Source organism: Methylocystis bryophila (genome assembly GCF_027925445.1).
Lineage (GTDB): Bacteria > Pseudomonadota > Alphaproteobacteria > Rhizobiales > Beijerinckiaceae > Methylocystis > Methylocystis bryophila.
This window is the reverse complement of record NZ_AP027150.1, coordinates 35367-48372: the sequence shown is the minus strand read 5'-3', so window position 1 is coordinate 48372 and position 13006 is coordinate 35367. Positions and strand designations below refer to the sequence as shown.

Below are 13006 nucleotides of genomic sequence, written 5' to 3'. Positions count from 1 at the left end.
GAACGGCGCCGGCCTGCGGTCGCAATGCGGCACGCGCGAAGGGCGGCCGCCAAATCCGCTTAGCCGCTCATGCAACGGAGACAGGAGGCGTGACTATCTGGGAGAAATACCTTGCCTCGTTGGCTCGCCTCGGCCGAGGCGGAAAGCGCGCCGTATGGGCGGCCGCGCTACTTGTCGCGTTGTTTGTGCTTGCGCTCGCGTGGCCCATTTGGGGAACTTTCAAGACTCCGCCGGGCGCCTATGAAACGCGGCCCGTCGGCCTGGGAGTCGTGGAGCGTAGCATCTCGGCGACAGGCGCGGTGAAGGCGCTCGTGACCGTGGACGTCGGATCCCGTGTTTCCGGCGCGATTGCCGAGGTCAAAGTCACCTTCAACGACGAGGTCAAACAAGGGCAGCTGCTGGCGGTGATCGACCGCGCTCCCTTCGAGGCCAAAGTGTCGGCAGCGTCAGCCAGTCTTGCCCAGGCCCGGGCGGCGGTCAGTTTGCAAGAGGCGACGCTCGCGAAGTCCCAAAGCCAGTTCTCCCAGCATGAACGCGACGCGAAAAGATTGCGAGGCATGGCGCGGGGACAAGCCGCCTCGGAAATGTCCACGGAGCAGGCCGAGACACAGGCCTCCGTTTCGAGGGATGAGATCGCAATTGCGCAAGCGCAGCTGGCCTCGGCCAAGGCCGTCGTCGCGCAGCGCGAAGCCGATCTGCGGCAAGCGAAGATCGACCTTGACTACACGCAAATTCTCTCCCCCATCGACGGCGTGGTGATCGACCGCAAAATACAGCCGGGCCAAACCGTCGCCGCGACCTATCAAACGCCGATCCTTTTCCAGATCGCCCGCGATCTCTCGCAAATCCTCATCTACGCGCAAGTGGACGAAGCGGACATCGGCGCGGTGCACTCCGGCGCCCCGGCGCAGTTCACCGTCGACGCCTATCCGGAGGAGACCTTCGAGGGTGTGGTCAAGCAGGTCAGGCTCGCGGCCACGAGAAGCGCGGCGGAGGCTGCCAATCCGGCGGCGGCGGCGGCGACGGCGGCGGCGCAAATCACGGGACCTATCACCTATACGGCTGTCGTGACGGCGCAAAACCCCGGCAAGCGGCTTTTGCCGGATATGACGGCCACCGTGCGGATCGTCTCCGGGCGGCGAGATAATGTGCGGGCTGCGCCAAACGAAGCGTTGAAATTCCGGCCGAGCGGAGAGACGGACGGCGACAAGAGGGAAGGTCCCGGTTCTGGCGTCCTATGGGTGGTGGATGCGAGCGGCAAGCTGCAGCGACGGTCTGTTCGACTGGGGCTCAAAGGAGACTCTTCGACGGAAATACTCGATGGCGAGATCAAGCCGGGCGATCTGGTGGCGCTGCGCGCAAAGGGTGGGTCGGGGAAATGACGACGACGCCCACCGATGCTGTCTGCAAGAGCGCCGCGCCGGCGGTCGAATGCCGCGGTTTGAGCCGCACGTATAATCTCGGCGGCGAAAGCGTCCCCGCGTTGCGCGGCGTGAGCTTCGAGATCGAGCGCGGCGAGTTTGTCGCGATCATGGGGGCTTCGGGATCCGGCAAGTCGACGCTGCTGAACCTGCTCGGCGCGCTTGACAAGCCGACCGCGGGCGAGATCGTCATCGACGGCGAGAGCGTTTCGGCGATGGGCGACGACGAACTCGCCGCCCTGCGCAGCCGCAAGATCGGCTTCGTGTTCCAGCAATTCAATCTGCTGCCGCGCATGAGCGCTTTGGAGAACGTCTTGCTGCCCTTGAATTACTCGAGGGAGGTCGGGTTGGACAAGAAGGCGCTCGCTCTTGCCCGGCTTGCGGAGATGGGCTTGGAAGCGCGCGTGCACCACCGGCCGTCGCAGCTCTCCGGCGGGCAGCAGCAGCGCGTGGCCATCGCCCGCGCCCTCGTCAATGGTCCGAGCCTCGTTTTGGCCGATGAGCCGACCGGCGCTCTCGACACCCAAACCTCGCAGGAGATCATGCGGCTCTTTTCCGAACTGCACGTGAAGGGGCTCACAGTGATCGTCATCACGCACGAGCCGGAGGTCGCCGCTTACACCGAACGGGTGCTGCGTTTTCGCGACGGCGAGCTCATCGACGACACCCGACAAACGCCGATCGACGCGAACCTGCAGGGACCACGGACATGAGGCTCGGTGCCTATTTTCGCGAGGCGGTCGCGGCGCTTCGCCTCAACGTGCTGCGCAGCGCGCTGACTGCGATCGGAGTGATCATCGGAGTCGCCGGCGTCATCGGGCTCGGCGCGGCGAATGACGGCGCCGCCAAGCGGCTCGAGGAGCAGATCGCCGTTCATGGCGCCTACACGCTTTCCGTCGCCGCCTTCCCCCAGCAGCTCGGCCGGGTGGCGCGGCTCACCGACAAGGATGCGAGCGCGATCGAGGAGCAGGTATCGGAGATCGATGGCATGTCGAGGGAGATCTGGGGCAGTGTCTCACTCGTTGCCGGAAACCAGAATTACGCGACCCAGTACTGGGCCGTCGACGCCGCTTATGCGTACGTGTTCGATGTGAAGATGGCGGAAGGCCGGTTTTTCGACGACGGCGAGGTGCGCGCTGGCGCCAAGGTCGTCGTGCTCGGCCCGACCGTCGCGAGGAAACTCTTCGGCGACGAATCGGCGATCGATCAGACCGTGCGCGTCAGCGGCGTGCCCATGCGCGTGCTCGGCGTGCGCAGGAGCAGGGGATCGAGCGATGGGACCGACAATGACGACTATATCATCGTTCCCATCACGACGGCGCGCTCGCGCCTGCCGATCGCGCGCAGAGCGACCGCCTATCAGCTCGACACGGTCTATCTGAGAATCCGCGAAGGAGTGGATCGAAACGCCGCCAAGCAAGCGATTCTCGCCCTGCTGCATGAGCGCAAGCACATGCGCGACGGCGGGACGGAGAGGTTCGGCGTGGAAGACAATCGGCAGGCCATCGAAGCGATGACCGCAACACAAGCCACGATGAGCTGGCTGCTCGCCGCGACGGCGGCGATTTCGCTCGTCGTCGGCGGCGTCGGCATCATGAATATCATGCTGGTGTCGGTGACCGAGCGCACGCATGAAATCGGTCTGCGCATGGCGATCGGCGCCCGCAAGCGAGACATTCTCATGCAATTTCTCATCGAGGCCGTCGTGCTCTGCGTCGCGGGGGGAACCCTGGGATTGGCGCTCGGGGTGATCGGCGCCTATGCCGTGGCGCAATCCGCCGGCTGGCCGCTCGTTCTCGGCCTCGAGACCATCGCCGTCGCCGTCCTCGCCTCGGCGGGGGTGGGCATTGTGTTCGGTTACATACCTGCGCATCGGGCTGCGGCTCTCAATCCGATCGATGCGCTGCGGCGCGAATAGAGGCGGCCCCGGGCTGACGGCGGACGGATGAAACGCTCAAAGACGAACGCCAACGACAAGATGCGCGCTGCCGGCGCGATTCCGCTTATCTTCGTAAACACATTCATGCTCTCCTCGTGCGCCGTGGGCCCGGATTTCGAGACGCCCGCGGCGCCGCCTGCCGAACGCTTCACGCGAGAGCCGACGGCCTCGCCTGGCAATGGACAGCGCTTTCAACAAGGCGCGGAGGTTTCGGAGCGCTGGTGGGAGGCGTTTCGTTCGCCGCGTCTCGACGGTCTCATCGAAGACGCTCTGACGCACAATGCGACGATCGAGGCGGCCGTGGCGGCGATGGGCGTCGCTCACTACAACGCCGAAGCGGGCGTCGGCCCGCTGTTTCCGCTGGTCGGCCTGACCTCCAATCCGACCTACAACCTCTATTCGGGAAACGCGACCAACTCCACCGTCACGCAGACGCCCTTCTCGCTCTACACGAAGCAGGTGCAAATCAGCTACACGCTGGATGTTTGGGGCGGCGCGCGCCGCAACCTCGAGTCGCTCGACGCGCAGGCCGAGAACGCGGGTTTTCTGATGGCCGGCGCGCAAGTCATGATCGCCGCCAATGTCGCGAAGGCCGCGATCGAGGAAGCCTCGCTGCGCGCGCAAATCGCCGTGACGCGCCAGGTGATCGGGCTCGAGGCCGACAGGCTCGCGCTGCTGCAGCTGCAGCTTTCCAAAGGCGCCGTGTCTTCGATCGACGTTCTCTCGCAGGAGACCGCGGTGGCGCAGGCGCACCAGCGTCTGCCGGCGCTCGAGTCTCTGCTCGCCAAGCAGCGCGATTCTCTCACCGCGCTGGCCGGCCGCCTGCCGCAAGATGAAGTCGAGGAGACTTTTGCGCTGTCGCAATTCTCGCTGCCGCGTAATCTTCCCGTGAGCCTGCCAGCGCAGCTGGTCGGCCAACGTCCCGATATCAGGGCGGCGGAAGCCAATCTCCATTCGGCGAGCGCGCAGGTCGGCGTCGCCCTCGCCGCTCGCTTGCCCAGTATTCAGCTCACCGCGGCCGGCCAGACCAGCGCCTTCTTCATCCCATATCTCTTTCAACCCGGGACCTTCGGCTATCAGCTCGCGGGCAACGCCGCGTTCACCGCCTTCGACGCCTTCACCCTGCAAAACAAGCAGAGAGCCGCCGAGGCCGCGCTCGATCAGGCCAAGGCGCAATATCGCGACACGGTGGTGAAGGCCTTCCAGAACGTCGCCGATGGCTTGCGCGCGCTGCAATCGGACGCACGCGCCGTCGCCGCCGCGCGCAATGCGGAGAGCGCCGCCAAGCGCTATCTCGAGAGAGTCCGCCTGCAGCAGAAATTTGGCGGCGTGTCACAGCTTGTCGTGGTGGACGCGCAGCGCTCCTATCTGAACACCGCGCTCGCGCGCGTGCAGACCGAGGCCCAGCGTCTCTCCAACACCGTCGCCCTCTATGCAGCGCTCGGAGGAGGATGGGGAGAGGCGAGCACAGTGGAGGGCGGAGGCTGAATCACATGAAGACTTTTGCGCATTCAGATCGCTCTTATGAAATCTCGCAGTTCACGTGCTCCGCGAATGCCGGCACGGCCGCATTCAAGCGGACGCGGTGGAATCAGCCGGGCGGGACTGTCCACAGTTTTGCGGGCGAAATCCGTCGAACCGCTCTCAACGGCGTGACGCTCCATCGCAGCCAGGAGGCGGGGCAACCTTCATTGCGTCACCAGAGATGTGGCCTCTCTGTGGATACGCGTCGCGCTTTTTGGGGACGCGCAACTCGCGCTCGTCGACGCGCAGCGCGGCCATCTCCCCGCCGTCACACCACGAGCCCGTGCCGAGGCCAAACGAGTCAGCGACTCCGTGGCGTTCTTCATCGCGCTCGGAAGCTGCTGGGGGGGAGAGAAAGAGAGTGAAGCCGGACGGGGATCCATCCGCCAGATCCAATTAGAAGCGTCCGCTTAGCTGCGTTCTTACTCGATGAAAAGATCAAATATATAGGAGGATTTCATGGGTCATTACATCCCCCACAAGCGCCGCAAGATTCGTTCTACACGGTCTGATTGCCAGTCGAAGAACGCCGCGCCGTCCGACACCATTGAGCGCAAATTGGCGCTGCGCCGCGAGGCGGAAAGGCTCGAAGGAGAGGGCCGCCGGGCCGCTAGGTCGCTGCGAGCCCTCGAGCGCCGGGTGGAGCGACGAAGTGCCGTGGTCGATGGCGCCTCGGGCCGCCGGCGCACAGCAGCTCGCCTCGCCGGAGTCGCGATTATTTCTGCATCGCTGGGTTTGCGCACGCGAGCTCTCTCGATACGGCGCCCTCCAAACAGCACGCCGAGCGAACTCTGGGAGGTCGACTTCACATTCGAGAACGAGCAGGACTTTGCGTTCTATTTCAACGACCCGATGAAGCCTGCGGAAATCGACGCCATTCATCTCCTGCGATACGCCGCGCCGCGGATTGCCGAAGAGATCGTTACGGGCTCGGCGACCGCAGGAGCAGATGACCGGAACAATAAGGCCGTTCTCCAACTCGCCGAGTCGTACGCCAATAAGCTATTCAAACGCTCATCTCTCAGCGAGGACGATCGACAAGCGCTTGCCACGAAAATCGTAGGCTGGTTCGAAAGAACCGCCGTATCGCGGTTCGAGTGCTTTCACACTGAGCTCAGCAATATGGTGGAAGTACTGATGACCCGCACGCGCCTATCCAGACGCCAATGCGAACGCATTCTTTGCGGGGTCTATGCCAGACGTGAAGCTCCTCGACTTCACATAGCGAAGCCGCTGCAGGTGTAATCGCCACGGCTCCGCAAGGCCAGTTGAAAGCTCGAACCTTCGATAGGCGAATACACGCGACTGGAAAGACAGGCAGACCATCCTCAACTGCGCAAGCAATTAAGAGAGCGGTGGCTCGAGCAACCAGGATCGGCGGCAACCCGCCTTTTCGCCCGGGCGACTCCGGCTTTCGCCGCCGAGCGGAGCGACGGTTACGTCTCCCCTGCTCTGCCCGAGACGCCGGGCTTTACCTATGGGACCATCATCGTCGACCTGGAGCGCCGAACCGTCGCCGATGTCATGAAGACCCGCTCGGCTAAGGAGACCGCGGATTGGCTTGCGCGCCAGCCAGAGATCGAGACCGTGAGCCGCGACCGCTGCGGAATTTACGCCCAGGGCATCCGGCAGGGCGCTCCACAGGCCCGCCAGGTCACCGACCGGTTTCATCTGCTGCAAAACGTGCGCGAGGCCATCGAGCGGCAGAGGACGGCGGTCAGCTGCTTCGGCGGTCGCTCCCGACTTCCGCCTGCCCCGGGCGATCGTCAATTGGTGCTGCGCAGCAGAAATCGTGACGCAAGGCTGCAGATGTTCGCGCAGGCCAAGGCCCTCCTCGCCTCGGGCAAGAGCTATGTCGCCATCGCCGCGGAGATCGGGATCGGCCGTGGGACGATCGCCAAATGGATTGAGGCGGATTCTTTGCCGGATCGTCGGCGAGTGACCCTGAAGCCGAGTTCGCCACTATATTTCCAGGAGTTTCTTGCCCGCCGATGGGCAGACGGCGACAAGATCGGCCGTCGACTGTTTCACGACGTGCGAAATCGCGGCTACACAGGCAGCCGATCCCATTTGGAGCGCCTTCTTTCCGAATGGCGGCGCGTGGAGCGTCCGGAGACAAGCCGGCGGAGAGAGCCGACGAGAGAGGACCGCGCCATGGAGCCCGCGACCGGCTGGCAATTTCTCCGATGGCCGCGCCCGCTCTTTGCATGAAACCAACGCGAATGCTTACCCATTCTCAGGCCGCCAAGGTCGCTGTATTGAGAGAAGCTTCCCCGAGCTTTGTCGTCATGCGCGGACTGGCGATGCTATTTCGTGGCATTTTACGAGGTGCGGAGCCCGACAAGCTCGGCTCCTGGCTCGATGACGCGCGCCATTCCGGTATCCGTGCCCTACAACAGTTCGCGCGAGTGTTGAGCCGCGACATCGACGCAGTCAGGAACGCGATCGTCGAACCATGGAGCAGTGGCTAGGCCGAAGGCCAAATCAACAGATTGAAAACCCTCAAACGGGCCATGTTCGGCCGCGCGGGCATCGAATTGTTGCAGGCGCGAATGCTGCCTCTCCAATAAATCAATCTCCCCGGAAAGTGACTAAGACCCCACAGAGGCGACAACCAAGCGCATGCCGAATCAGTCACTTCCATCCATGCTTGATGGAGCCGTTAACCTTTCATTTGTGTTAACAGGCCCTAGACGGACATGCTGCGCAGGCGAAAAAGCGCCGCCATGATGACCAACGCGGTTGGCGCTAGTATTTGAGCGAGGCTCCCTGCTGCGTGGCATGAGGGAGCAAACCGATCCTCAGCCCATACGAATCGCGGCAATGAGCGGAGTTCGGCTGCTGTGGTGGGAGTCCCCGTCGACAGTCGCGGCAGCGCGCGCTCAGTTTCTTCCCTATAAAAGCGCGCCGCGGATGACCTCAGAAGGGAATGGCGATCGGCGTCAGTGCCGCTGAGAACGTTCAGCCCTTCGAACACAGTGGCAGCGGGGGATAGGATTCGAGAGGCGCCGACAAAGCTTCGCCGCTCGGCGGAGCGAATTTCGAAACGCTCGACCCATGGACGCATCGCCTCCGAGACTTCCTTCTGCATATTTGCGCTTCGAATCGCCATAGATGGAATGACGAACTTGCCATCCTTAGTACCAGGATCGCTCATGGCACCGTAATCCGTCCGATCGAGATCCGCGTTGCGGCGCGCGGCCTGTTCGCTAAGCTCGGTGAGCATTCCGATCATTTGGGCGCGCGATGGCGAGGGATAAAGTGCATCGACGGCGAGATTGAGCGCGGCCGGGACAACGAGCGTCAGGACGACCCACGACCCCACGAGGGCCAACGCGTTGAAAGCAGACGACCTGCAAAAGGAGTTGATGAGCACGGAGAGCGATAGCCAGAAGAGACAATAGGCCAGTGTCAGTGCCACCCAAAGCGCTCCCGCAGTGAAAAACTCCGACAGGTTCGGAATGGGACGAAATAAAAGCATCGTGGGGAGAGGCAGCGCCAATAGTGGTGTTGCAATAATGATCGCTCGAGTCGCGGTTTTTCCCAACGCGACCATGGTGGGCGAGGCCGATTGCGTGAGCAGCAAGCGAAGCGTACCTAGCTCGCGCTCTCCAGAAAGAAGATTATAACTCAGGCTGAAAATGAGTAGCGGCAGGAGGAAAACGACGACGAAGGCGACATCGAAGTGGCCGGTCGCCAAACGCCAAGGGTTGCCGATGTCGCTGTCATACAGAAACTGCGCCTCCGACATTCCGTCTGGAATTAACGGATTTGCAAGTAGGTCCGACTGACCAAGTGCCAGAGGCGCGAGAGGCAAGGTAGGCATCATCGCGTATTGTGATGCCGAATTTAGAGCCGCCACCACAGGGGACGCGAGAGGCGTCACAGCGCCTGATGCTTCGGCCAAACTCAACTGTTCGGCGATCCGCCCCAACGGTCTGTCATGCTCCGCGGCGCGCGCGAGTTTTGTGTCCATCGCGCTAATCCGGTGAAGCCCGTCCGAGAGTCCACCGACAAGCAAAACGCTCAGCAGAAGGAGGAACGTTGGCAGACTTTTGTCACGCCATAAAATAACGAGCTCTTGTCGGGCGATGGTCAGAAGGCGGCTCTGAGTGCGATAAGTAAGGTCGAATCCAGTCACGGCTCGCTTTCCATTCTCACATCGGACTCAAGCGCCGCGCCGTGACAGTCGCAGCAAGCAGTGACAGCCCGAATGCGACGCTCAATGCGGTGAGTTCCTTCCAGCAGTGCGCAACCGCCTCGGCGCTCTCTAGCTCCGTAAACCTGAAAGGGGGGACTTTCGCCCAGAGTTCGGCGGGAGCCTGATAGTTATATCCCTCGGCCGGATGGGCCATGCGCTCACTGCTCATCATGTCCTGAATGAGCCTGCGATGCGCTTCTGCGGCGACGGCGAAACGCCTCAGTTGCGCAAGGTCGGTACCGGCCATGCTGACCGAAACGCTCCGCAGCGCCACTAGCGGCGACGCGATTCCGAGCCATTCCTGAAGGCGCTGCTGGCGCTCGAACAGATCCCACAATGTCCCGTAATGCTTGTCGAAAACGCCATAACCCGCGTGATCGTCGATGCGTAGCGCTCGTCCAGATTCCTCCGCGGGTAGTTGCTGCCAACTGCTCACGTGGAAGTTTTCTTCGTAGGCCTTGTGTTGAGCAGCGTCCAAATCTACTGAGAGCGCCGAGTCAAAGTCCATTCGCGAAGGTGTGGGGAGGTAGGCCTGCGCGGCCTCCGAAGCGGCGCGCGGGACCACGATCGTGATGGTCGCCCAGATCGCCAACGACGCGACGAGCGCAATGCGCGTATTCGGCGCGCTTATCGATACGGCGAGTGTAACGAACAGAAATGTGCCGAGATAGAGGCTGTAGCCAACAAATAGCCAGATGAGGCGCGCCAGATTGTCTGCGACCACGCCCGCCGTGGCCGCTTGGAAAGTCGCGATGAGCGAGAGAACGAGCGCAGGGATCAACAACGCTGCCGAGGCTCCGCCAATCGCGAGCGCCTTCCCCCACAGAAGGCGTCCCGGCGCGACGCCAATGCTGGCGAGTTGTCGCAGGGTCCCGCTTTCCCGCTCACCTGCCAGGGCGTCAAAGCCTAGAACCACTATGACCAACGGCATTAGGATTTGCAAAACATAAGCCGCCGATAGATCGCCAAACCTACGCAGCCCGGTAGCATCTTGCGCGGGTCGGAATCCAAAATCGTTTTGCCTGTGCGCTTCGAGCCAGACTGACTGCCCGACAAAGGGCTCCAGACCTGGATCGAACAGCGCGAGCGGCGGCTCCGGCTTGAAGACGTGCATACCGAGATGAGCGGCCGAATGAGGATTTTTCGCGCCCTGTTTCACCCAGGTTTCGTATCCCCGCTCTTGCACCGTGGCGCGTTCGGCAGCTGTTTCACTTTGTAGTCGCCAACCCGCGGCGATAGAGGTGAACAGCAGAATCAGGGCCAACCCGCCGACAAATGGCAGACGGCCGTCGCGGATCAAGCCGCGTAGATCCTTTTTGGCGATGACAGCGATCATGGCGACCTCCAAGCGCAGGACGAAGTCAAGCTCGCATGACGTCGAGATAAACCGCTTCGAGATCGGCATGGCCGATGTCTCGTGCGCTAATCTCTTTGACGATCCGCCCGGCACGCGCAATGCCAATACGCGTGCCGGTTTGTTTCGCATTGAAGAGATCGTGTGTCGCCATCAGGATCGCGACGCCTCGTTCGCCGGCCTTCTTCAAGAGGCGCGAGAATTCGTTGGCGGCTTGCGGATCGAGACCGGATGTCGGTTCGTCGAGCAGAAGCGCTTTCGCTTCTTTCGCGAAGGCGATTGCAATTCCAACTTTTTGACGCATTCCCTTAGAATATTTAGCCACTCGGCGATCCGCGGCGGCACGATCTAGTCCGGCGTCTTCGAGTAGTTCCAACAGACGAGTTCGTTCAAGCCGCTGACCAGCGGCGAGCGACACGAAATAATCGAGATTTTCGATGCCCGAGAGCGTGGGATAAAGCGTGACCTGCTCGGGGATATAGCCGACCTGCCGTTTCGCTTCGCGGGGGCGCGCTGCGACGTCGATTTCATCGATCCACGCATTCCCTTCGGTCGCCTCGACGAAATTTAGCAAAATGTTGATAAGTGTCGTTTTTCCGGCACCATTAGCCCCGAGTAGACAATAGATTTCTCCGCTCGCCACGTCGAGGTCAACTTGGTCGAGCGCCCGTGTTTGATCGAAAATTTTACTGAGGTGCCGCGTTTTGATCATTGATATTTCCAAATAGGCGTGGATCGAGCAACAGTCGCCGCATTGCGCCTTCGCCCACGCCTTAATTATGAAGAGGTTTCGGGATCATGGCAAGGAGATCTCCAGGTGTCGAGATACATCTGTTAGAAATTCCGAATTCGCAGCGGCCTCATCTGATTGGGTCTTCCTCACGTATGGATGCCACCGTTCGCGCAAGATGTTTCGATCGGCTTGGCCGTGTGATCGTGTGCGGTCATGTATCAGGCCTTGAGACGCAGTCTGTCACGACCGCGGGCAGGTATGGAGATGCGCGGACCTGTTGCAAATCACTTTCGCGAGCTGAAAGCTCGGTGAGGAAGACTGCTTTTCCAGAACCGGATCTGACCGATCATTTGTCCTTACCGTTCGACGACCTCCTCACACGCCCGACGTCCCTCTAGCTACTGGATCCTCGCGTTTGCTTAGATCGCGGCGGCCGTAGGAACTCTATAATCCATGCCTTTCGTCAGCATGGCCCAGATCGACCGCGCCATTGTCAGCGTACGTCTGAAAATTAGAAATCACGTCGCGTGATTTCAGCGGCTTATCGGACACGGCGAATTTGACAATATACGTCTAAATGGGACTGCCTCACTTTTCGTGCTTTTTACGGGTTGGTGACTCCCTGGCCCGTATTGAGCCGTATGCGAGCAAAATCATCAACATGGACGCTGGGGCCGGGCGTCAGAATTATGGCCGTTGAGCGCGATGACGGTCGTTGGGTAATTTCGGCCGCCGCGCGGGAGATCGGTTCTTGTCCGGGATGTGGTGTGCGATCACGACGGCGGCACAGTCGATATTCACGCTGTTTACAGGACCTGCCGGCGCAAGGCGCGATTGTCGCTTTGAAAGTTTTGATGACGCGTTGGCGTTGTCTGAACGGGTCGTGTGCGCGAAAGACATTTTCTGACCAGCTTCCTGGGATTGCTGTCCGACACGCGCGTCGGACATTACCCGTTGGCCACCTTCTCCAACTATTTGCGCATGGCGTCGGAGGCAAGCCGAGCGAGCGGCTAATAAACCGTCTCGGCATGCCGGCGAGCGACGATACCCTTCTGCGGCAGTTGAAGCGAGGCGCGACCCGCAAGACTATCGACGTTCGTGTGTTGGGCATCGACGATTGGAGCTGGCGGAAGGGAGAGGGCTACGGAACCGTGATGGTGGATCTGGAACGACGTGAGGTTGTTGACGTCCTGCCTGGGCGCTCGGCGGAAGAAACGGCGGACTGGCTGCGCCAGCATCCGAATATAGAAGTCGTCAGTCGGGATCGCTGCGGACTCTATGCGCAGGGAACACGCCAAGGCGCGCCGGAAGCGCGCCAGGTCGCTGATCGGTTTCATCTACTGCAGAATATGCGGGAGCGGATTGAGCACCGGTTGAGCCGCTCCGACAAGGGCTTGGCGTGTCCCTCCTTGCCCAGAGCTGAAGGCGAAGACGTTGGCTTGATTGCTTGCAGCACGCCAGGGCGGCAAGTGATCGCGGAGGACCGCTATCTTAAGCGACTTGCCCACCAACGTTCGCGACAGGCGATGTTTGAAAAGGTCCAGATTCTGAAGGCTGAGGGAAGGAACATTCGCGGCATCGCTTTGGAAATGGGCGTCAATTGGCGCACCGTCAGGAAGGGGGTGCACGCAAACGAAATGCCCGAACGCCGCCAGCGCGCGCCGACGCCAAAATCGCCGCGCTATTTTCAGGATTATCTTGCTGGCCGTTGGGCGAAAGGATGCAGGGGCGGCAGACAACTCTTCGAGGAAATTCAGCAGCGTGGGGTCATCGCCGAGTAGATGGGGACGTTGCCGCCCCCATCCCTCGCAGACCCGGACGAGCGGAATTCCCG

General features: G+C 61.5%; 9 protein-coding genes and 2 pseudogenes. 8 read left to right on the top strand and 3 right to left on the bottom strand.

All coding sequences use genetic code 11. The features are described from left to right. The first annotated feature begins 89 nt into the window (after positions 1 to 89). The 7 genes and pseudogenes from QMG80_RS21160 to QMG80_RS21780 form a co-directional block, all read left to right on the top strand. The gene (locus tag QMG80_RS21160; RefSeq protein ID WP_158658926.1) at positions 90 to 1382 is read left to right on the top strand and encodes an efflux RND transporter periplasmic adaptor subunit; all 1293 of its coding nucleotides are present in this window, start codon (positions 90 to 92) and stop codon (positions 1380 to 1382) included. Further along, on the top strand, positions 1379 to 2134 hold the full coding sequence (locus tag QMG80_RS21155) for an ABC transporter ATP-binding protein (protein ID WP_085773913.1): 756 nt from the start codon (positions 1379 to 1381) through the stop codon (positions 2132 to 2134). The genes QMG80_RS21160 and QMG80_RS21155 overlap by 4 nt, the downstream gene beginning before the upstream one ends. Beyond that, positions 2131 to 3339 carry an ABC transporter permease gene (locus QMG80_RS21150; RefSeq protein WP_085773914.1) on the top strand — a complete coding sequence of 403 codons (1209 nt, stop codon included), beginning with the start codon at positions 2131 to 2133 and terminating at the stop codon, positions 3337 to 3339. Before QMG80_RS21155 ends, QMG80_RS21150 begins: the two co-directional genes overlap by 4 nt. 27 nt (positions 3340 to 3366) lie before the next feature. Beyond that, positions 3367 to 4848: an efflux transporter outer membrane subunit gene (locus QMG80_RS21145; protein ID WP_085773915.1), complete on the top strand. Its 1482-nt coding sequence runs from the start codon at positions 3367 to 3369 to the stop codon at positions 4846 to 4848. Between the two features lie 495 nt (positions 4849 to 5343). Next, positions 5344 to 6129 carry a hypothetical protein gene (locus tag QMG80_RS21140; RefSeq protein ID WP_085773917.1) on the top strand — a complete coding sequence of 262 codons (786 nt, stop codon included), beginning with the start codon at positions 5344 to 5346 and terminating at the stop codon, positions 6127 to 6129. A 279-nt stretch (positions 6130 to 6408) separates the two neighbouring features. Then, positions 6409 to 6571: pseudogene (locus QMG80_RS21785) on the top strand (transposase); the annotation flags it as partial. A gap of 380 nt (positions 6572 to 6951) precedes the next feature. Beyond that, a pseudogene (locus QMG80_RS21780) lies at positions 6952 to 7454 on the top strand (transposase); the annotation flags it as partial. A gap of 119 nt (positions 7455 to 7573) precedes the next feature. On the opposite strand, the gene QMG80_RS21125 reads toward QMG80_RS21780, so the two are convergent. The 3 genes from QMG80_RS21125 to QMG80_RS21115 are packed head-to-tail and all read right to left on the bottom strand — an operon-like array spanning position 7574 to position 11151. Continuing rightward, positions 7574 to 9025 (bottom strand): ABC transporter permease subunit, encoded by a 1452-nt coding sequence (locus QMG80_RS21125; RefSeq protein ID WP_085773920.1) that lies wholly within the window; start codon positions 9023 to 9025, stop codon positions 7574 to 7576. A gap of 16 nt (positions 9026 to 9041) precedes the next feature. After that, positions 9042 to 10490 carry an ABC transporter permease subunit gene (locus QMG80_RS21120; protein ID WP_245300307.1) on the bottom strand — a complete coding sequence of 483 codons (1449 nt, stop codon included), beginning with the start codon at positions 10488 to 10490 and terminating at the stop codon, positions 9042 to 9044. After that, positions 10447 to 11151, bottom strand: a complete 705-nt coding sequence (locus QMG80_RS21115; protein ID WP_085773921.1) for an ABC transporter ATP-binding protein — start codon at positions 11149 to 11151, stop codon at positions 10447 to 10449. The genes QMG80_RS21120 and QMG80_RS21115 overlap by 44 nt, the downstream gene beginning before the upstream one ends. A 662-nt stretch (positions 11152 to 11813) precedes the next feature. On the opposite strand from QMG80_RS21115, the gene QMG80_RS21110 reads away from it, so the two are divergent. Beyond that, entirely contained in the window at positions 11814 to 12953 is a 1140-nt protein-coding gene (locus QMG80_RS21110) for an ISL3 family transposase (protein WP_085773922.1), read from the top strand. The last annotated feature ends 53 nt before the right edge of the window (positions 12954 to 13006 follow it).